Origin of the sequence: Aquitalea aquatilis (assembly GCF_005155025.1) — a bacterium.
GTDB classification, from domain to species: domain Bacteria; phylum Pseudomonadota; class Gammaproteobacteria; order Burkholderiales; family Chromobacteriaceae; genus Aquitalea; species Aquitalea aquatilis.
On sequence record NZ_CP039731.1, the window covers coordinates 1,857,612 to 1,874,482 of the forward strand.

Genomic DNA, 16,871 nt, shown 5'->3' on the forward strand with positions numbered 1-16,871 from the left:
ATAGGTAGTGGCCTTTTGCATGGAGCAGGGGTGTCAGCAATACTTGCGCGGCACCCGTGGTGCCACGGCACACATCAGCTCGTAGCCGATGGTGCCGGCTGCCGCAGCCACTTCTTCAATCGCTACATTGGGCCCCCACAGCTCTACTTGGCTGCCGATATCGGCCGCAGGGATGTGGCTGAGGTCGATGGCCAGCATGTCCATGGATACCCGGCCCACTGTGGCGCTGCGCTGGCCAGCCACCATCACCGGTGTGCCATTGGCGGCAATACGCGGATAGCCATCCGCATACCCGCAGGCGACGATGCCGATGCGCATGGCCTGTTCCGCTCGGAAGTTCAGCCCATAGCCCACCGTATCACCAGCTTGTAGTTGCTGGATGGCGATGATGTCGGCACTCAGTGTCATGGTGGTTTGCAGGCCCAGCGCGGTACCGTGGCATTCGGCAAACGGCGAGCAGCCGTACAGGGTGATGCCCGGCCGCACCACATCGCCATGGGTCTGTGGATGGCGGAATACCGCAGCGGAGTTGGCGGCGCTGACCGCCAGGCCACTGGCTGCGGCCACTGGAGCAAAGGCCTGCCATTGTGCCGCGACGCCACGGGCATCATCGGCGGTGGCAAAGTGGGTCATGATGGTGCTGGTACGGACCTGGGGCAGGGACTGCAGATTGGCCAGAGTCGCTGCAACTTGCTCCGGGCGAAAGCCCAGCCGGTTCATGCCGCTGTTCACCTTGAGCCAGACCTCCACCGTTTGTGGCAGGGAACCTTCGCGCAGCCAGGCAATCTGGTGAGGGGAGTGAATGGCACCGCCAATGCGATAAGTGGCCATGGCTTCGACTTCGGCACGGTCGAAAGGGCCTTCCAGCAGGACGATGTCTTGCTGGATGCCGGCCTGGCGCAGGGCGATGGCGTCTTCGATGTTGAGCAAGGCAAATCCGTCGGCGCTGTCGGCCAGGGCTAGTGCACAGCCCAGACTGCCATGACCATAGGCATCAGCCTTGATCACGGCCAGCGCGCGGCGGCCTGCGGTTTGCTTGCGGGATTGTAAATAATTATGGCGCAGGGCGGAATGATTGATTTCCACCCGTATAGGGCGTGTCATGTCAAGAAAGGATAAGGTCGAGGTGTGCTATTATAAGCGCCCGATCATGCACTCGGACAATCAGCCCGCGGCCAAATCTTGTGTCAGGACAAGACCGCGCCGGTCGGCGGAGCACTATGGACATACTGCAGATACTTCTCGATTTCTTTACCGGTTACGGTTATGTGGCTGTCTTTACCGTATTGCTGGTGTGTGGGTTCGGCATTCCGATTCCGGAGGACATCACTCTGGTCGCCGGTGGCATCATCTCCGGTCTGGGTTATGCCGATGTGGATGTAATGTTTCTGGTCGGAATGGCCGGGGTGCTGGCGGGCGATGGCATCATGTTTGCAGCCGGCCGCTTTTATGGGCACAAGGTGCAGCGCTTCCGGCCCATTGCACGCATCCTGACCCAGGAGCGTTTCGAAGCGGTACAGGAAAAGTTTGAAAAGTACGGCACCTGGGTGTTGTTTGTTGCCCGTTTTCTGCCTGGCCTGCGCTCGCCCATCTTCATTACTGCCGGCATGACCCGTCGCGTCCCGTATTGGCGCTTTCTGTTGATGGACGGTTTTGCCGCGCTGATTTCCGTACCCGTTTGGGTGTATCTGGGCCACTACGGCGCAACCCAGCGCGAGTGGCTGATGCACATGGTGCATCGCGGCCAGGTGGGCATTCTGTCGGCTGTCGGCGTGCTGCTGACGGTGCTGCTCATCGTCTATCTGTGCCGCCGTAAAAAGTGCTGTGCTGCTTCCGAGCTGAAAAAATAGATTGCCAAGCGTGAAAAAAGCCACCAGACGGTGGCTTTTTTTTCGGGCCAGACTCAACCCACCTGCAGTAATTCCACTTCAAACACCAGGGTGGCATTCGGCGGAATCACCCCGCCGGCACCCCGTGCACCATAGCCCAGTTCCGGCGGGATGGTCAGCTTGCGCTTGCCACCTACCTTCATGCCGACCACGCCCTGATCCCAGCCTTTGATGACATGGCCGGCACCCAGCGGGAAGCTGAAGGGCTGATAACGATCCTTGCTGGAGTCGAACTTGCTGCCATTGGTCAGCCAGCCGGTGTAGTGCACGGTGACTTCTTCACCAGCAACGGCTTCGGCACCTTCGCCGACGGTCAGATCTTCAATGATCAATGCGCTCATCTTCTCGTAGTCCTTGTATCTGGTTCAAGCAAGGCGGAATTGTACCATCCGCCAGCTGGTGTGGCTGCTGGAGGTTCATGTTGTATTTGTATTTTGCAATCAATAGCTTATAAAGAAATTAACTGTCTGGTTTACCCACCCACCACCAGAAGGGGATTCGTCATGGACATTACCCACGGCACGTCCCGGGAACACCCGGTTGTTCACCATGTCTCTGTTACCCAACCACTGCTCTGGCTCAGGCAGGGCCTGAAAGACCTGCGCAAAGCCCCGGCTGATGCCATGTTTTACGGTGCAGCCTTTGTGCTGATGGGCTATTTGCTGATCAGCTATTTCGACAGCGCCCCACAGTTTGTGCTGACGCTCAGCACGCTGTTCTTGCTCGGTGGACCTTTTCTCGCCATCGGCCTGTATGATCTGGCGCGCCAGCATGAGGAGATCCGCGCGCCGCAGCGCGTCAGCCTGTGGCACAGCATGAGCGCCTGGAAGGCCAACCTGCCGGGTTTCACCCTGTTTGCCGCGTTGCTGGCGGTGCTGGTGTTTGGCTGGTTCCGTGTGTCCTTGCTGCTGTTTGCCTTGTTCTACGATACGGCAGCCTTGCCGAGTCTGGACGAGCTACTGGCCAATGCCATGCTGCCCGCCAACCTACCTTTCCTGCTGGCCTATTTTGGCGTCGGTTTCCTGTTTGCGGCGACAGTGTTCGCGCTTAGTGTGGTGGCCATTCCCATGCTGCTGGACAAGGAGGTCGATACGGTGACCGCCATGGTCAACAGCCTGCAGGCGGTATACAAGAATCTGCTGACGATGACCGTATGGGCCGCTATGATTGTGATCCTTACTGCCGTGGGTTTTGCCACCTATTTCATCGGCCTGATCATCATCATGCCGGTGCTTGGACTGGCCAGCTGGCATGCCTACCGCGCCATGATCACTTATGAAAGCTGATGCCTGACCGATGACCCACCCCTCCATCGTATTCCTCGACCGGGACAGCCTGCCTGTCCCGGTTCCCGTTTTCCCGTTTGAGCATGCCTACCGCGAAATCGCCGCCACTACTCCGGAGCAGATTGTCCGGCATGTTGGCGACGCCGACATCGTGATCACCAATAAGGTGGCTTTCACCCGCGAAACCCTGCTGCAACTGCCAGGCGTGAAAATGCTGGCCATTGCGGCGACCGGCTACAACCATGTCGACCTGGCATGCTGTCGTGAGCAGGGGATCGCCGTGGCCAATATTCGCCACTATGGCGATGAAACCGTGGCCGAGCATGCTTTCACGCTGATGCTGGCGCTGGTGAAAAACCTGCCGGCCTATCAGCGCGATGTGGCTGCCGGGGTATGGGAGCAGGCCCAGCAATTCTGTCATTTCGGTGCACCGATTCGCGATCTGAAAGGGGCTACGCTGGGCATTTTCGGCTCTGGCGGCATCGGTCAGGCGCTGGCCGAGCGCGCCCGTGCCTTTGGCATGCGGGTGCAGTTTGGTGAGCGCAAGGGAGCGAGCGTGGTGCGTGATGGCTATGTCAGCTTTGCCGACCTGCTGGCGACGTCCGACGTGCTGTCACTGCACTGTCCACTCAACGATGACACCCGCAACATGATTGCCCAGGACGAATTGATGGCCATGAAGCCGGGGGCCATCCTGATCAATACCGCGCGCGGCGGGCTGGTGGATGAACAGGCGCTTGTTGCCGCCTTGAAGTACGGTCAGCTGGGTGGTGCCGGTTTTGATGTGCTCAGTACCGAGCCGCCTACGGCAGGTAATCCGCTGCTCAAGGCCCGTCTGCCGCATTTGATTGTGACACCGCATATTGGCTGGGCCAGTCAGCAGGCCATGCAGCGGCTGGCGCAGCAGCTGGTCGACAATATCGCCGCCTATGTGGCGGGCAGAGCAGAAAACCGGCTGGCCTGAGCCTGGCGCAGGCGGCTGGCCAAACGCAGTTTTTGTTAAACATTGTTTAATCAGAAAAAATACTTAATGAGCAATGTCGGTATTGGGCAATAATGCCAATTGGATTGCTTTAAATATTGTTAATGATTGAATTAAGGCATAGTATTAAATGGTCTGGGCCCGTAACGGGTTCAGGCTGCCCCGCTTGATCCGCCGTGGTTGCTCTGTCTTCCACGGCGCTTTTTTTGTCTGCTCCAGACTTAGGCTGCAGCCCAGCTGCCAGACCAGGGGACTGCAAGGACGGGCTGTTCAGTCCGGAATATCGTTGGGATTGATGCGCGGGCGTTCTTCCTCGCCCATGCCCAGCTTGCCCCGTACACAGGAAATGTAGCGGTTCACATCCGGGCCGCCGCCATAGCGCTGCGCATGCCAGATCATCTCTCCCAGGCACTCCATCATCTCGTGCTGGGCGCGATGCTCGTCGCCATGGCGCAGGGCGAGTTGCGCGTACAGTGAGCGGATGCCGAAGGGCTGGTCAATCGAGCGTTGTTCCTCAATGGCCACGTGCAGGCCAAGATGCAGGAAGGGATTGGTCTCGCCCATTTCCGGCGTCCATTCCTGTTCCAGGTATTTTTCTGGATGATTCAGGATGGAGTGGTACTCAGGGTGGTCTATAAGAATGGAAAGCACGATCTTTTCCAGATCGGTCAATACCACACCATTCTGGTGTTTTTTCCAGGTGTCGAAGAAGAAGCCGCGTGCATCCTGGCGGCTGGGTGAAAACAGCATGTGCAATACCTGAGTACGTTTCTCGGATAAGCCAGGATTATACGGAAGGGAGATAGCCATGACCACGCTTTACGCATTCTCGGCCCTGACTGCCACAGGCAGTCAATTGCCCCTGGCCAGCCTGCAAGGCCGGGTGGTTTTGCTGGTGAACACCGCCAGTGAATGTGGCTATACCCGGCAATATGCCGGACTGCAGCAGCTGCATGAACAGCTGTCATCCGCAGGCTTGAGCGTACTGGCCTTTCCCTGCAACCAGTTTGGCGGGCAGGAACCAGGTAGCGATCAGGATATTGCCGCTTTTTGCAGCAGCCGTTTTGCCGTTGGCTTTCCGGTACTGGCCAAGGTCGAGGTAAACGGTGCGCAGGCCGATCCCTTGTGGCGCTGGCTGACCCAGGCGGATACACCGCACCCGCATCCGGTGAAGTGGAATTTCACCAAGTTTCTGGTGGATGCAGAGGGCAGGGTGGTGAAGCGCTACGAGCCGGCGGTGGAGCCGCATGAACTGCAGGAGGATATCGAGAACTTGCTGAAACGGGCAGCAGCCAGCGGCTGATGCCCGCCATGGTTTATTTACGACTGAAGATGATGTCCCACACGCCGTGCCCCAGCTTGATGCCGCGGGCTTCGAACTTGGTGAGCGGACGATAGTCCGGGCGCGGTGCATAGCCGTCAGCGGTATTGGCCAGATCACCATTGGCGCTGAATACTTCCATGATCTGGATGGCGTAGTCTTCCCAGTCAGTGGCTGCGTGCAGATAGCCACCCGGCTTCAGCTTTTTCACCAGCTTTTCCACCAGCGGGGCCTGGATCAGCCGGCGCTTGTTGTGGCGCTTCTTGTGCCAGGGGTCGGGAAAGAAAATATGCACCCCGTCCAGGCAGCCATCAGCCAGCATGTGGTCCAGCACTTCCACCGCATCGTGGCGGATGATGCGCAGATTGCTCAGCTCTTTTTCGGCAATCAGCTTGCACAGATTACCCACGCCTGGCGAATGCACTTCCACGCCCAGATAGTCGCGCTCGGGGTTGGCGGCAGCGATTTCCGCTGTTGCTCCACCCATGCCAAAGCCGATTTCCAGAATCTTGGGAGCCTGGCGACCAAAAGCCTGCTGCAGATCGATGGCTTCAGCCTGATATTCGATGCCCCATTTGGGCATGCCTTCGTCCATGGCGCGCTGCTGGCCTGCCGAGAGATGTCCCTGACGCAGCACAAAGCTTCTGATGGCGCGCCCGAATGCCGGATTTTCCATGTGATTCAAACAGATAATTGCGGGAAGACGCGCATGTTACCGAATCTTGCCGGCCTTAGCGAGTGCCACGGCTTGCCAGGCGGGATTTGCCGCCAGTTGCGCGACAAATTGGCGGGCTGTGGGATAGCGCAGTGTGACGCCCAGCTCCGCCAGGCGCGCATTGCGGATGCGCCGCGACTCCGCCATATACGACCACAAGGCCGGGCTCACCTGCTGGCGGACTTCGGCGCGGCTCAGCTGTGGTGGCATGGGCAGCGAAAGTGCCCCAGCCAGCATGGCATACCAGTCGGTGATGGTTAGCGGTTCGTCATCGCAGGCATTGAATACCCGGATGCCACCTCGCTGCTGCTGCAGGCTGGCGATGCACAAGCGCGCCAGATCATCGGCATGGATGTGATTGCTATAGCTGTCTTCCGCCGGCAGGATCAGGGGCGTGCCTTGTAACAAGCGGGTCAGTGGCAGGCGTTCCAGCGCGTAAATGCCCGGTGCGCGCAAGATATTCAGCTGGCAGCCATGGCGGCCGGCAAAGCCGCGCAATGCGGTTTCGGCATCGGCCCGGCGTTGGGCGCGCCCGGTCTGGGCTTGCAGTGGCGAGCACTCGTCCAGCCAGGCTCCATCCCCATTTCCATACACGCCAGTAGTGCTGATATAGCTAAGACGCTGTGGTATCCTGTCGGCTTTTGCCAGTGCGTACAACAACTTGCGCGTGCGATTGTCCCGTACGCCGCTGCCGGGAGGCGGCGCGGTAATCCATACGTCATCGGCCAGCCCCGCGATTCTGTGCAGGCTATCCTGGCAGTCCAGATTGGCCATGATGGGTAGGGCGCCGCCCTGGCGTGCTGCCTCGGCTGCGGCCGGATGGTGGGCAATGGCGAAAACGCGCCAGTGCCGGACCAGCTCGGGCAGGGCGCGCCGGGCGACATCGCCCAGACCTGCAATCAATAAAGTACGCATAGGCAGCATATTACCCAGATTTGGAATAAAGGTACCCAATGAGTTCCCAGGTCAAAGTGCTCCCGAGTGGGCATACGTTCAGTGTTGAAGCGCATGAAACCATTCTGGAAGCGGCTTTGCGCCAGAATGTCGGCCTGCCTTATGGCTGCCGTGACGGTGCCTGTGGCGCCTGCAAGGGCAAGGTAGTGGAAGGCGAAGTATGCCAGGATGGCTATCAGGACAAAGCGCTGCCGGAAAGCGAACGCGTCCAGGGTATGACCCTGTTCTGCTGTGCCCGCCCACAGGGCGATGTCACCATCGAAGCCCGTGAAGTGGCCGGTGCCGGTGATATCCAGATCAAGACCCTGCCGTGCCGCGTGGAAAGCATGGTGAAAATGCATGATGTGGCTGTGCTCAAGCTCAAGCTACCGGTATCGGAACGCTTGCAATTCCGCGCCGGCCAGTACATCGACATTCTGATGAAGGACGGCAAGAAGCGCAGCTTCTCCATCGCCAATGCACCGCATGACGATGCCTTCCTGGAATTGCACATTCGCCATCAGCCGGGTGGCAGCTTCTCGGAATATGTCTTCAGCCAGATGAAAGAGCGCGAGATCATGCGCTTCAAGGGTCCGCTGGGTTCTTTCTTCCTGCGCGAAGAGTCGGACAAGCCGATTATTCTGGTGGCCAGTGGCACCGGCTTTGCACCGGTCAAGGGCATTATCGAGCATGCCATCCATCATGGCATCCAGCGCCAGATGGTGCTGTACTGGGGCGCACGTACCAAGGCCGACTTGTACATGGCTGAACTGGCTGCCAGCTGGCAGGCAGAGCATGCCAACATCACCGTGATCCCGGTGTTGTCCGAAGCCTTGCCGGAAGATGCATGGCAGGGGCGCACCGGCTTTGTGCACCAGGCGGTGCTGGATGACTTTGATGATCTGTCCGGCTATCAGGTGTATGCCTGTGGCGCACCGGTGATGGTGGAGTCTGCCCATCGCAGCTTTATTCAGGAGCGCCAGCTGCCGGAAGACGAATTCTTCTCCGATGCCTTCTTCCTGTCCAAGGACATGGGTGGCAGCAAGTAATCGCACCTAGCCGTACCAAGACAAAACCCCTGCATGCAGGGGTTTTTCATTTGCAATCCCGCTCTGTGCTGATGGCAGCATGCTGCCTGTCATCATCTGCTTTGCCACATTGACGGTCAGCAATCTGCCCGGCATGCGTATTTTTGACCTGCATCAACATCCCTGTTTTGAGTATGGCTATTATGACTATCGACTAATCAATCAAGGCGGCATACCGCCAGCTAGAGGAGTGGAAGATGGAACTGCTGGGACAACTTCTATCCGACGATGTCGGTGTATTGGGATTGGCCACCATTGTCTTTGCCACAGTGGTTGTTGTGGGAGTGATCGTAGTGATTACACGCAAAGTGAAAAACGCCGGCCCGAATGACTGAGCTGGCCTGATTGTGATTGGTGTCTAGATTTCCTCTTGATGTGTGTGTTGGTGGATACGGTGGTGGGCCGTATCCATTTTTTTTGCCTGCGATAATTTGTAAAAACAATTTAACGTTGTCTTTGTGAATGATTGCGCATTTTGAATTTAAAAATTCTATTGGGATATCTTCCCGCTTCCTCCTATAACGCCCTCGTTACCCCTAGTGTCAATCAGAAGTTGCCTGCCCTGCCTATTTGATCTTGATCAAACATGTGTTTGACGTTTCTGGAATCAGATCGGTCTCGCCATTATCATTACATCAACGAATAAGAAATTAATAATATACAGATAGTTTTCAGGTAAATGTATTTCACGGAGAACGAAAATGTCCACTGAAACTGAAGCACAAGGTGGCGGAGCACCCAAACTGAAACTGGGTGCACTCACCGCACTGGTAGTGGGGTCCATGATTGGCGGCGGCATCTTCTCGCTACCGCAGAACATGGCGGCAGGCGCAGGAGCAGGCGCCATCATCATTGGTTGGGCCATTACCTTTCTGGGCATGCTGACGCTGGCATTTGCCTTCCAGATGCTGGCCAACCGCAAACCGGAAGTAGAAGGCGGGGTATATGGTTATGCCCGAGCCGGTTTCGGTGACTACATGGGCTTCAACTCGGCCTGGGGTTACTGGATTTCGGCCTGGATCGGTAATGTTTCCTACTTTGTCGTGATGTTCTCGGCATTGGGCTTCTGGTTCCATGCCTTTGGCGACGGCAACACGCCGACGGCCATCATCTGTGCCTCGGTAGTGCTGTGGGCCTTGCATTTCCTGGTATTGCGCGGTGTGCATGGTGCGGCTTTCATCAACACCATCACCACCATTGCCAAGCTGGTACCGCTGGCGCTGTTCATCGTCCTGGTGGTGTTTGCCTTCAAGATTGACACCTTCAATCTCGACTTCTGGGGTAATCCGAAGCTGGGTTCCATCGTCGATCAGGTGAAGAGCACCATGCTGGTGACCGTGTGGGTGTTCATCGGTATCGAAGGTGCCTCGATGTTCTCTGGCCGTGCCGAGAAGATGAGTGATGTGGGCAAGGCGACCGTAGTGGGTTTCCTGCTGACCATTGCCCTGCTGGTTGCTGTATCGGTACTGGCACTGGGTGTGATGACCCAGCCGGAACTGGCCGCACTGAAGAACCCGTCCACCGCTTATGTGCTGGAAAAGGCGATTGGTCCCTGGGGTGCCAACATCATGAATGCTGGTCTGGTGATCTCTGTCGGTGGTGCGCTGCTGGCCTGGACCCTGCTGGCTGCTGAAGCACCTTACCTGGCCGGTAAAGATGGCGTGATGCCGCGCATTTTCGGTACCACCAATGCCAACGGTTCGCCTGCTGCCTCGCTGTGGCTGACCAACGGCCTGATCCAACTGTTCCTGGTCATCACTCTGTTCAGCTCGGCCGGTTATCTGGCACTGCTGTCGCTGGCGACCTCGATGATCCTGATTCCTTACCTGCTGTGTTCTGTGTATTCCTTCATGGTGGCCCAGCGTGGCGAAGGCTACCAGGCAGGTGAAGGCAAGGGCCGTGACCTGAGTATTGCCGGTATTGCCAGTGTGTACGGTGTATGGCTGATCTACGCCGCTGGTGTGAAGTATCTGTTCCTGTCGATGGTGCTGTATGCCCCGGGCCTGCTGTTCTACCTGTGGGCCAAGAAAGAACATGGCGAGAAGCCGTTCAAGGGTGCTGAAGCCGTACTGGCCGCCATCATCGTCGTACTGGGTGCCATTGCCACCTACGAACTGATTACCGGTCAGCTCTCCCTCTAAGACAACAACTGTTTAATGAGGAGCGCCCACCAGGCGCTCCCCGACTCCCTTACCACACATTGAAGGAGTTTGATCATGACTAAATTTGGTGTTCATTCCGAATGCGGCAAGCTGCGTAGCGTGATGGTGTGCCGTCCGGGCCTGGCCCACAAACGTCTCACCCCCGACAACTGCCACGACCTGCTGTTCGATGACGTGATCTGGGTTGAACGCGCCCAAAAAGACCACGCCTTCATGGTTGAGCAAATGCGTGCGCGCGGCATCCACGTGATCGAAGCCCACGACGCCCTGGCCCAAGTGCTGGACGACAAGGCCGCCCGTAGCTGGCTGCTGGACCGCAAGGTCAAGGCCGACAATGTGGGGATCGGCATGCTGACCGACCTGCGCAGCTGGCTGGACGAAATGCCGTCTACCCAACTGGCCGAACATCTGATCGGTGGTATTGCCAAGTTTGAACTGCCGTTTGACCCGAAAGGCCTGTTCGGCGGCTATCTGGACCAGTCCGAATTCGTCATCCCGCCGATTCCGAACAGCCTGTTCCAGCGCGACCCGTCCTGCTGGATCTATGAAGGCGTGACGCTGAACCCGATGTACTGGCCGGCTCGCCGTCAGGAAACCCTGATCCTGCAATCCATCTACCAGCACCATCCGTACTTCGCCGGCAAGGTGAAAGTATGGTGGGGCGACTGTGACAAGAACCACGGCCCGGCCACGCTGGAAGGCGGCGATGTGATGCCAATCGGCAACGGCGTGGTGCTCATCGGCATGGGCGAACGCACCAGCCCGCAAGCCGTGGTGCAAGTGGCCAAGAGCGTGCTGGGCAAGGAAGGCGGCGCCACCCGCGTCATCGCCTGCCAGATGCCCAAGTCGCGTGCTGCCATGCACCTGGACACCGTGTTCAGCTTCCTGGATATCGACCTGCTGTCGGTGTTCCCGGACGTGGTCAACGAAATCGTCTGCACCAGCATCTATGCCGGTGACAAGGAAGGCGAAATCCGCTTCGAACGTCACGAAGGCGTGGCCTTCACCGAAGTGGTCCGTCAGGCACTGGGCCTGAAAGAAGTGCACATCATCCAGACCGCTGGCGATGCCTACCAGCGCGAACGCGAACAATGGGATGACGGCAACAACGTGGTGGCACTGGATCGCCGCGTGGTGGTGGCCTACGACCGCAACACCCATACCAACAAGCTGATGCGTCAGCACGGTGTGGAAGTGATCGAGATTCCGGCCTCCGAACTGGGCCGTGGCCGTGGCGGTGGTCACTGCATGACCTGCCCGATCATCCGTGACGAAGTGAAGATCTAAGTCGCTGCACCAGCAGCAAACCAAGCACATCAATATCGCCCGGTGGCGTTGGCCCAAGCCCGCCACCCGGCACCGAAACAAGGAGTGTTACCATGGCTTTCAATCTGCGCAACCGCAATTTCCTCCGCATGCTGGACTTCACCCCGCGCGAAATCCGCTACATGCTCGATCTGGCCCGCGACCTGAAACGCGCCAAGTACACCGGCACCGAACAGCAACACCTGAAGGGCAAGAACATCGCCCTGATCTTTGAAAAGACCTCCACCCGTACCCGCTGTGCTTTCGAAGTGGCCTGCTACGACCAGGGCGCCAACGTTACCTACCTCGGACCGTCCGGCTCGCAGATCGGTATCAAGGAATCGATGAAAGACACCGCCCGCGTACTGGGCCGCATGTATGACGCCATCGAATACCGTGGTTTCGACCAAGAGATGGTCGAGAACGAACTGGCTAAATTCGCCGGCGTACCGGTTTACAACGGCCTGACCGACGAATGGCACCCCACCCAGATGCTGGCCGACGTGCTGACCATGTGGGAAAACAGCGACAAGCCGATCTCGCAAATCAGCTACACCTACCTGGGTGACGCCCGCAACAATATGGGCAACTCCCTGCTGGTAATCGGCAGCAAGCTGGGCATGGACGTGCGCATCGGCGCCCCGAAACACCTGTGGCCGACCGACGAGCTGGTAGCCGAATGCCGTGAAATCGCCGCCAAGACCGGTGCCCGCATCACCCTGACCGAAGATGCCGCCGAAGCCGTCAAGGGCACCGACTTCATCCACACCGACGTGTGGGTATCGATGGGCGAACCGGCCGAAGTCTGGGCCGAACGTATCCGCCTGCTGAAGCCTTACCAAGTGAATGCCGCGCTGATGGCTGCTGCACAGAACCCGCAAGTGAAGTTCATGCACTGCCTGCCGGCCTACCACAACAGCGAAACCAAGGTAGGCAAGGAAATTGCCGCGCAATACCCGGACCTGTCCAATGGCATTGAAGTGACCGAAGACGTGTTCGAGAGCGAAGCCTGCATTGCCTTCGAGCAAGCAGAGAACCGCATGCACACGATCAAGGCCATCCTGGTCGCCACCCTGGGTGACTGAATTCCGGGCGTCTGACGGCTGCGCCTTTGCATCCCGGTGGTCGGCGCTGCGCGCTGTCCTCATGGACTTGATGTCCACTGCGGCAGCTGTGCTGCGGCGCTCACCGGCCTGCTGTGGCTCGCTCGCCAGCCACCTCGGAATGGGCAAGGTGGCAAAGCCCTGCTGCGTTGTTGCGCCGCCTTGCCGTACGACCTGTACTGTCTGCGGCGGCGCGCCTGGCAGCAGGCGCTACGCTGGCTTTGCTGCCTCGCCAGAGTGGAATCAGTCTTCAGCGACAGCGGAATGGGCAAGGTAGCAAAGCCCTACCGGATTGCCAGTCATTGAAGTCTGACAGCCACACCGTTTTACCCTCCGCGACGGCACACCCCTGAAGCCGTGGAGTGGCCCGAGATCCGGCCCCCCCTCACTCAGCCGGATCTCACCCCCATCCCGGCCCCGTCTTCCCTCGGGCAGACCGGCCACCACATCAAAAATCAGATGGACTGCCCAAGCAGGCCGTCAACGCCGCCACCCCAAGCACAGCGGGGCGGGGCAGGAAAGGAAACACCATGCGAGTCGTCGTAGCCCTGGGCGGCAATGCCCTGCAACGTCGTGGCGAAGCCATGACCGCTGACAACCAACGCGCCAACGTCAAAGTGGCCGCCGAACAACTGGCCGCCGTCACCCGCCTGGGCCACAACCTGGTGATGTGCCACGGCAACGGCCCGCAAGTAGGCCTGTTGGGCCTGCAAAACGACGCCTATGCCCGCCACGTCGATGGCAAGGTCACTCCGTATCCGCTGGACGTACTGGGTGCGCAGACCGAAGGCATGATCGGCTACATGATCGAACAGGAACTGGGCAATGTCCTGCCGTTCGAAGTGCCGCTGGCCACCATTCTGACCCAGACCGAAGTGGACGCAGCCGACCCGGCCTTCCAGAACCCGACCAAGTTTGTTGGCCCGGTGTACAGCAAGGAAGAAGCCGAAGCCATGGCCGCCAGCCACGGCTGGACCGTGAAAGCCGATGGCGACTACTACCGCCGCGTGGTGCCGAGCCCGAAACCGAAGCGCATCTTCGAAATGCGCCCGATCAAATGGCTGATCGAAAAAGGCGCCGTAGTGATTGCCGCTGGCGGCGGTGGCATCCCCACCATGTACCAGGGCGACAAGCTGGTGGGCGTGGAAGCCGTGATTGACAAAGACCTGGCCTCGGCCCTGCTGGCCCGTGAAGTGGACGCAGACTACTTCGTCATCGCCACCGACGTGAAGAGCGTGTTTGTTGGTTGGGGCACCCCGGAAGCCAAGGCCATCCGTCACGCCCACCCGGACGAAATGGACAAGCTGGGCTTTGCCGCCGGCTCGATGGGTCCGAAAGTGGAAGCCGCCTGCGAGTTTGCCCGTCTGACCGGCAAGCGTGCGGTGATTGGCGCGCTGGAAGACATCGAGAAGATCGTGAAGGGCGAAGCCGGCACCATCATCTCGACCGAGAAGACCGGGACCGAGTGGTACTGAGCTAGGGCGCTAAAACACCTGCTGCTGCGTTGCGCCGCCTTGCCGTACTGCTTGTACTGTCTGCGGCGGCGCGCCTGGCATCAGGCGTTTTACGTGTAGTGCACAAGGGCTGCCATGGCAGCCCTTGTTGCATTCGCGCGGCAGAATCAGGCGAGTCCCAGTTCCGCGGCATGGTCATGGCACAGTGCCAGACCGGCGGAGTAGCCTGCCTGGTACATCTGCGACAGATTGGAGTAAGACCAGTCCAGCTCCTGCTCGCGTTGCGCGGGGCTGATGAACTGGTCATATGCTACGCGCAGCAACTGGGTGCGCGGCTTGCCGTCGGCATCCTTGTTATGGATTGCTTCGAACAGTTTCAGATCGTCGCGGGCAATTTCGGTCAGCGGGGTGATGATGGACTGCACCCAGGCATCGTACAGATCGCGTGGCGGATGCAGCAGCTGTTCGCTGCCCAGCACATCAAAGACCACCGTGGTGTCGATATGCGGGTGGTCCTGGAACAGGCGCTTGAAGTTGAGGGTATCGATGGCCGCACCCTCGATATAGTAGTCGCCATCCAGCAAGTAGGGCGGGTAGATCAGCGGAAAAGACAGCGCTGCCAGAAAGTGTTCGTGGGTGATCTGCTGCTTGTCCCAGCACTCCATGCGCTTGCGGCTGAGGTTGTAGGCATTCAGATAGAACTGTGGCTTGAGGCTGGCCAGCTTGCTGAAATCGACTACCTGGTCGATGAACGGCACATGGGCACACAAGCCCTTGCTCTGCGCGGTCAGGTCGCTGGGGCAGAGGCTGGCCATCAGCCAGTTACTCCAGTCGGCGGCCAATCGCTGCAGTGGCCCCCGGTCGGCCTGGGCCTGGATGGCCTGCAGTACCGGATTGGCTTGCTGCCATTGGCGCCAGATGTCTGCCAGCGGGCCGGGTTTGTTGAATACCTTGAAATTGACCGGGAAAGCGGAGTACAGCGCATCGGCCACCCCCATGTCGGCCAGCTTTTCCAGCGCGCTTTTGGCGTCCTGGCCCCTGGCTGCGGCATAGAGCAAGCCAACTATCGCTCCTGCCCCCGAGGTGGAAATGATGTCAAACTCAACGCCCGCTTCGATAAAGGCTACTAGCGAACCTGCCATCAGGGTGGCATTGGGTGCGCCACCACCCAGTACCAGCGCCAGCGATTTCTTTTTGGAGTGCATGCTTGTGATTCCGGGTGATGATCTGTCAGGAATTATGCTTTATGGATGATGAATTTACTTATTGCATAGTAAAAAATTTAAATTCACATCGTCAGTGATTCGGTGACCACCACTACGTGGTTTTACCATGTACCTTGTAATGCATAGTAGTTGGGAATAATATCCGGCTTGTTCTTGCATCTGGCACGCCTATCTACCGTGTAATGCAAGGTATGGGAGTCTGACCATGAAAACGCAGTTGAAAAAGGGCACGTTGGACATGTGCGTGCTGGCGGCACTGGCAGCGGGTGACAGCTATGCCTACGAACTGGTAAGCATTTTGTCGCGCAGCATGGAGGTAAGCGAAGGCACCATGTACCCGCTGATGCGCCGGCTGCAGGCCGAGGCATGGGTTTCCACTTATCTGGTGGAATCGGCCAGCGGGCCTTCACGTAAGTACTACACCTTAACCGTTGAAGGGCGGCGACAGTTAGTGCTAATGCAGCAGGAATGGCAGGAGTTCGTTACTGATGTGAACAGTGTGTTGCAACTGGCCGCAGGCCGGGCCAAGGGAGAAACAGCATGAAGCAGCAGGAATTCATCGAACAATTGCAGGATGCTTTGTCACGGCTGCCGGAAGGGGAGAGGCAAGACATCATTGCTGATTATCAGGAGTATTTCCGTGATGGCCTGGCGGCCGGCCGCAGCGACGCGGACATTGCAGCTGCCCTGGGTGATCCGCACCAGCTGGCGCGGGAACTGATGGCGCGTCATCACATGGCGCGCTGGGAGAGCCGCAAGAGCTTCGGCAACCTGTTTGCCGTGGTGGGAGCCATTGCTGGCCTGGGTTTTCTCAATTTCATGCTGGCCATTCCCTTCCTGTTCTATCTGTGGCTGCTGACCATGGCGGCACTGGCTGCTACCGGCATCCTGATCGGTGGAGTGATGTTGTTCGGCACGTTGGCATGCAATGAGCTGTTTGCTTGGCCGGCCCTGCATGAGGCACGAGACATGCGAGCGGTCTGGTCCGTATTTGAGCAAGGTGGTCCGACGGGTAATATCCATATTCGTGGCAGTCATGGCGAAAAGGTGGATGTGGTGCGTGATGCTTCCTCCGGGCAGGCCCGCATCAACATACAGTCCAGCGGTGGCACGGTCAGCTTGGAGCGTAATGCTAGCGATGCCACCGGTCAGTTGCGCATCGAAGACGAAGAAGGGCGGGTGGATATTGATGCGCTGGATTGGGGCTTTAGTCGCAAGGGGGCCTGGATTGCCAGCGTAGTCATGATATTGCTGGGTGGTGGTGGGGTGTTCCTGTGTTATCTGCTGGCGCGCTGGACTTGGCGTGGTCTGCTTTCCTATGGCCGTTATCAGTTGGGCTTGCTGGATAAGGCTAGGAGACTGGATAGTTGAGTCCTTGCATTGTCATAGGTAAAAACGGACCCCGTG

At 58.5% G+C, this 16,871-nt stretch carries 18 protein-coding genes; 12 read left to right on the top strand and 6 right to left on the bottom strand.

Going from position 1 to position 16,871, the window contains the following annotated elements:
* Nucleotides 1-33: 33 nt before the first annotated feature.
* Nucleotides 34-1,104: an alanine racemase gene (gene alr, locus FAZ30_RS08665; RefSeq protein WP_124645457.1), complete on the bottom strand. Its 1,071-nt coding sequence runs from the start codon at nt 1,102-1,104 to the stop codon at nt 34-36.
* Nucleotides 1,105-1,220: 116 nt separating this feature from the next.
* Between alr and FAZ30_RS08670 the strand changes: the two genes are divergently transcribed.
* Entirely contained in the window at nt 1,221-1,850 is a 630-nt protein-coding gene (locus FAZ30_RS08670) for a DedA family protein (RefSeq protein WP_124645458.1), read from the top strand.
* A gap of 53 nt (nt 1,851-1,903) precedes the next feature.
* Here the strand turns inward: FAZ30_RS08670 and FAZ30_RS08675 are convergent, their stop codons facing one another.
* Nucleotides 1,904-2,230, bottom strand: a complete 327-nt coding sequence (locus FAZ30_RS08675; protein WP_059286051.1) for an FKBP-type peptidyl-prolyl cis-trans isomerase — start codon at nt 2,228-2,230, stop codon at nt 1,904-1,906.
* 162 nt (nt 2,231-2,392) lie between these two features.
* Between FAZ30_RS08675 and FAZ30_RS08680 the strand changes: the two genes are divergently transcribed.
* Together FAZ30_RS08680 and FAZ30_RS08685 are read left to right on the top strand one after the other, a co-directional pair.
* On the top strand, nt 2,393-3,175 hold the full coding sequence (locus tag FAZ30_RS08680) for a DUF2189 domain-containing protein (RefSeq protein ID WP_124645459.1): 783 nt from the start codon (nt 2,393-2,395) through the stop codon (nt 3,173-3,175).
* 10 nt (nt 3,176-3,185) lie between these two features.
* On the top strand, nt 3,186-4,139 hold the full coding sequence (locus FAZ30_RS08685) for a D-2-hydroxyacid dehydrogenase (RefSeq protein WP_124645460.1): 954 nt from the start codon (nt 3,186-3,188) through the stop codon (nt 4,137-4,139).
* A 288-nt stretch (nt 4,140-4,427) separates the two neighbouring features.
* On the opposite strand, the gene FAZ30_RS08690 is transcribed toward FAZ30_RS08685, so the two are convergent.
* Nucleotides 4,428-4,907: a DUF1841 family protein gene (locus FAZ30_RS08690; RefSeq protein ID WP_199106928.1), complete on the bottom strand. Its 480-nt coding sequence runs from the start codon at nt 4,905-4,907 to the stop codon at nt 4,428-4,430.
* Nucleotides 4,908-4,965: 58 nt separating this feature from the next.
* On the opposite strand from FAZ30_RS08690, the gene FAZ30_RS08695 reads away from it, so the two are divergent.
* A complete protein-coding gene (locus tag FAZ30_RS08695) occupies nt 4,966-5,460 on the top strand; it encodes a glutathione peroxidase (RefSeq protein WP_124645461.1) in 495 nt (164 codons plus the stop codon).
* A gap of 13 nt (nt 5,461-5,473) precedes the next feature.
* On the opposite strand, the gene trmB is transcribed toward FAZ30_RS08695, so the two are convergent.
* Together trmB and FAZ30_RS08705 are read right to left on the bottom strand one after the other, a co-directional pair.
* Complete coding sequence (gene trmB, locus FAZ30_RS08700; RefSeq protein ID WP_124645462.1) at nt 5,474-6,154, bottom strand: tRNA (guanosine(46)-N7)-methyltransferase TrmB; 681 nt, start codon at nt 6,152-6,154, stop codon at nt 5,474-5,476.
* A 36-nt stretch (nt 6,155-6,190) separates the two neighbouring features.
* A complete protein-coding gene (locus FAZ30_RS08705; protein WP_137009279.1) occupies nt 6,191-7,108 on the bottom strand; it encodes a Rossmann-fold NAD(P)-binding domain-containing protein in 918 nt (305 codons plus the stop codon).
* Between the two features lie 38 nt (nt 7,109-7,146).
* Between FAZ30_RS08705 and FAZ30_RS08710 the strand changes: the two genes are divergently transcribed.
* The 6 genes from FAZ30_RS08710 (at nt 7,147) to arcC (ending at nt 14,259) form a co-directional block, all read left to right on the top strand.
* Nucleotides 7,147-8,175 (top strand): CDP-6-deoxy-delta-3,4-glucoseen reductase, encoded by a 1,029-nt coding sequence (locus tag FAZ30_RS08710; RefSeq protein ID WP_124645464.1) that lies wholly within the window; start codon nt 7,147-7,149, stop codon nt 8,173-8,175.
* 236 nt (nt 8,176-8,411) lie between these two features.
* Nucleotides 8,412-8,549: a DUF3149 domain-containing protein gene (locus FAZ30_RS08715; RefSeq protein ID WP_124645465.1), complete on the top strand. Its 138-nt coding sequence runs from the start codon at nt 8,412-8,414 to the stop codon at nt 8,547-8,549.
* Between the two features lie 366 nt (nt 8,550-8,915).
* Nucleotides 8,916-10,355 (top strand): arginine-ornithine antiporter, encoded by a 1,440-nt coding sequence (gene arcD / locus FAZ30_RS08720; protein WP_137009281.1) that lies wholly within the window; start codon nt 8,916-8,918, stop codon nt 10,353-10,355.
* A 75-nt stretch (nt 10,356-10,430) separates the two neighbouring features.
* The gene (locus FAZ30_RS08725; protein WP_137009283.1) at nt 10,431-11,663 is read left to right on the top strand and encodes an arginine deiminase; all 1,233 of its coding nucleotides are present in this window, start codon (nt 10,431-10,433) and stop codon (nt 11,661-11,663) included.
* Between the two features lie 92 nt (nt 11,664-11,755).
* The gene (locus tag FAZ30_RS08730) at nt 11,756-12,766 is read left to right on the top strand and encodes an ornithine carbamoyltransferase (RefSeq protein WP_124645613.1); all 1,011 of its coding nucleotides are present in this window, start codon (nt 11,756-11,758) and stop codon (nt 12,764-12,766) included.
* A gap of 548 nt (nt 12,767-13,314) precedes the next feature.
* Nucleotides 13,315-14,259 (top strand): carbamate kinase, encoded by a 945-nt coding sequence (gene arcC / locus FAZ30_RS08735; protein WP_124645612.1) that lies wholly within the window; start codon nt 13,315-13,317, stop codon nt 14,257-14,259.
* A 146-nt stretch (nt 14,260-14,405) separates the two neighbouring features.
* Here the strand turns inward: arcC and FAZ30_RS08740 are convergent, their stop codons facing one another.
* The gene (locus FAZ30_RS08740) at nt 14,406-15,443 is read right to left on the bottom strand and encodes a patatin-like phospholipase family protein (RefSeq protein ID WP_124643288.1); all 1,038 of its coding nucleotides are present in this window, start codon (nt 15,441-15,443) and stop codon (nt 14,406-14,408) included.
* Nucleotides 15,444-15,669: 226 nt separating this feature from the next.
* Between FAZ30_RS08740 and FAZ30_RS08745 the strand changes: the two genes are divergently transcribed.
* Nucleotides 15,670-16,008 carry a PadR family transcriptional regulator gene (locus tag FAZ30_RS08745; protein WP_124643286.1) on the top strand — a complete coding sequence of 113 codons (339 nt, stop codon included), beginning with the start codon at nt 15,670-15,672 and terminating at the stop codon, nt 16,006-16,008.
* On the top strand, nt 16,005-16,835 hold the full coding sequence (locus FAZ30_RS08750; RefSeq protein ID WP_137009285.1) for a DUF1700 domain-containing protein: 831 nt from the start codon (nt 16,005-16,007) through the stop codon (nt 16,833-16,835). The genes FAZ30_RS08745 and FAZ30_RS08750 overlap by 4 nt, the downstream gene beginning before the upstream one ends.
* Nucleotides 16,836-16,871: the final 36 nt, after the last annotated feature.

Bases quoted from the DNA above. Each gene is read 5' to 3' on its own strand.
- arcD (WP_137009281.1), top strand. From the start codon at position 8,916: ATGTCCACTGAAACTGAAGCACAAGGTGGCGGAGCACCCAAACTGAAA.
- FAZ30_RS08715 (WP_124645465.1), top strand. From the start codon at position 8,412: ATGGAACTGCTGGGACAACTTCTATCCGACGATGTCGGTGTATTGGGA.
- FAZ30_RS08740 (WP_124643288.1), bottom strand. From the start codon at position 15,443: ATGCACTCCAAAAAGAAATCGCTGGCGCTGGTACTGGGTGGTGGCGCA.
- FAZ30_RS08730 (WP_124645613.1), top strand. From the start codon at position 11,756: ATGGCTTTCAATCTGCGCAACCGCAATTTCCTCCGCATGCTGGACTTC.
- arcC (WP_124645612.1), top strand. From the start codon at position 13,315: ATGCGAGTCGTCGTAGCCCTGGGCGGCAATGCCCTGCAACGTCGTGGC.
- alr (WP_124645457.1), bottom strand. From the start codon at position 1,104: ATGACACGCCCTATACGGGTGGAAATCAATCATTCCGCCCTGCGCCAT.
- FAZ30_RS08690 (WP_199106928.1), bottom strand. From the start codon at position 4,907: ATGCTGTTTTCACCCAGCCGCCAGGATGCACGCGGCTTCTTCTTCGAC.
- FAZ30_RS08685 (WP_124645460.1), top strand. From the start codon at position 3,186: ATGACCCACCCCTCCATCGTATTCCTCGACCGGGACAGCCTGCCTGTC.
- FAZ30_RS08710 (WP_124645464.1), top strand. From the start codon at position 7,147: ATGAGTTCCCAGGTCAAAGTGCTCCCGAGTGGGCATACGTTCAGTGTT.
- FAZ30_RS08680 (WP_124645459.1), top strand. From the start codon at position 2,393: ATGGACATTACCCACGGCACGTCCCGGGAACACCCGGTTGTTCACCAT.
- FAZ30_RS08695 (WP_124645461.1), top strand. From the start codon at position 4,966: ATGACCACGCTTTACGCATTCTCGGCCCTGACTGCCACAGGCAGTCAA.
- FAZ30_RS08675 (WP_059286051.1), bottom strand. From the start codon at position 2,230: ATGAGCGCATTGATCATTGAAGATCTGACCGTCGGCGAAGGTGCCGAA.
- FAZ30_RS08705 (WP_137009279.1), bottom strand. From the start codon at position 7,108: ATGCGTACTTTATTGATTGCAGGTCTGGGCGATGTCGCCCGGCGCGCC.
- FAZ30_RS08670 (WP_124645458.1), top strand. From the start codon at position 1,221: ATGGACATACTGCAGATACTTCTCGATTTCTTTACCGGTTACGGTTAT.
- FAZ30_RS08750 (WP_137009285.1), top strand. From the start codon at position 16,005: ATGAAGCAGCAGGAATTCATCGAACAATTGCAGGATGCTTTGTCACGG.
- trmB (WP_124645462.1), bottom strand. From the start codon at position 6,154: ATGGAAAATCCGGCATTCGGGCGCGCCATCAGAAGCTTTGTGCTGCGT.
- FAZ30_RS08745 (WP_124643286.1), top strand. From the start codon at position 15,670: ATGAAAACGCAGTTGAAAAAGGGCACGTTGGACATGTGCGTGCTGGCG.
- FAZ30_RS08725 (WP_137009283.1), top strand. From the start codon at position 10,431: ATGACTAAATTTGGTGTTCATTCCGAATGCGGCAAGCTGCGTAGCGTG.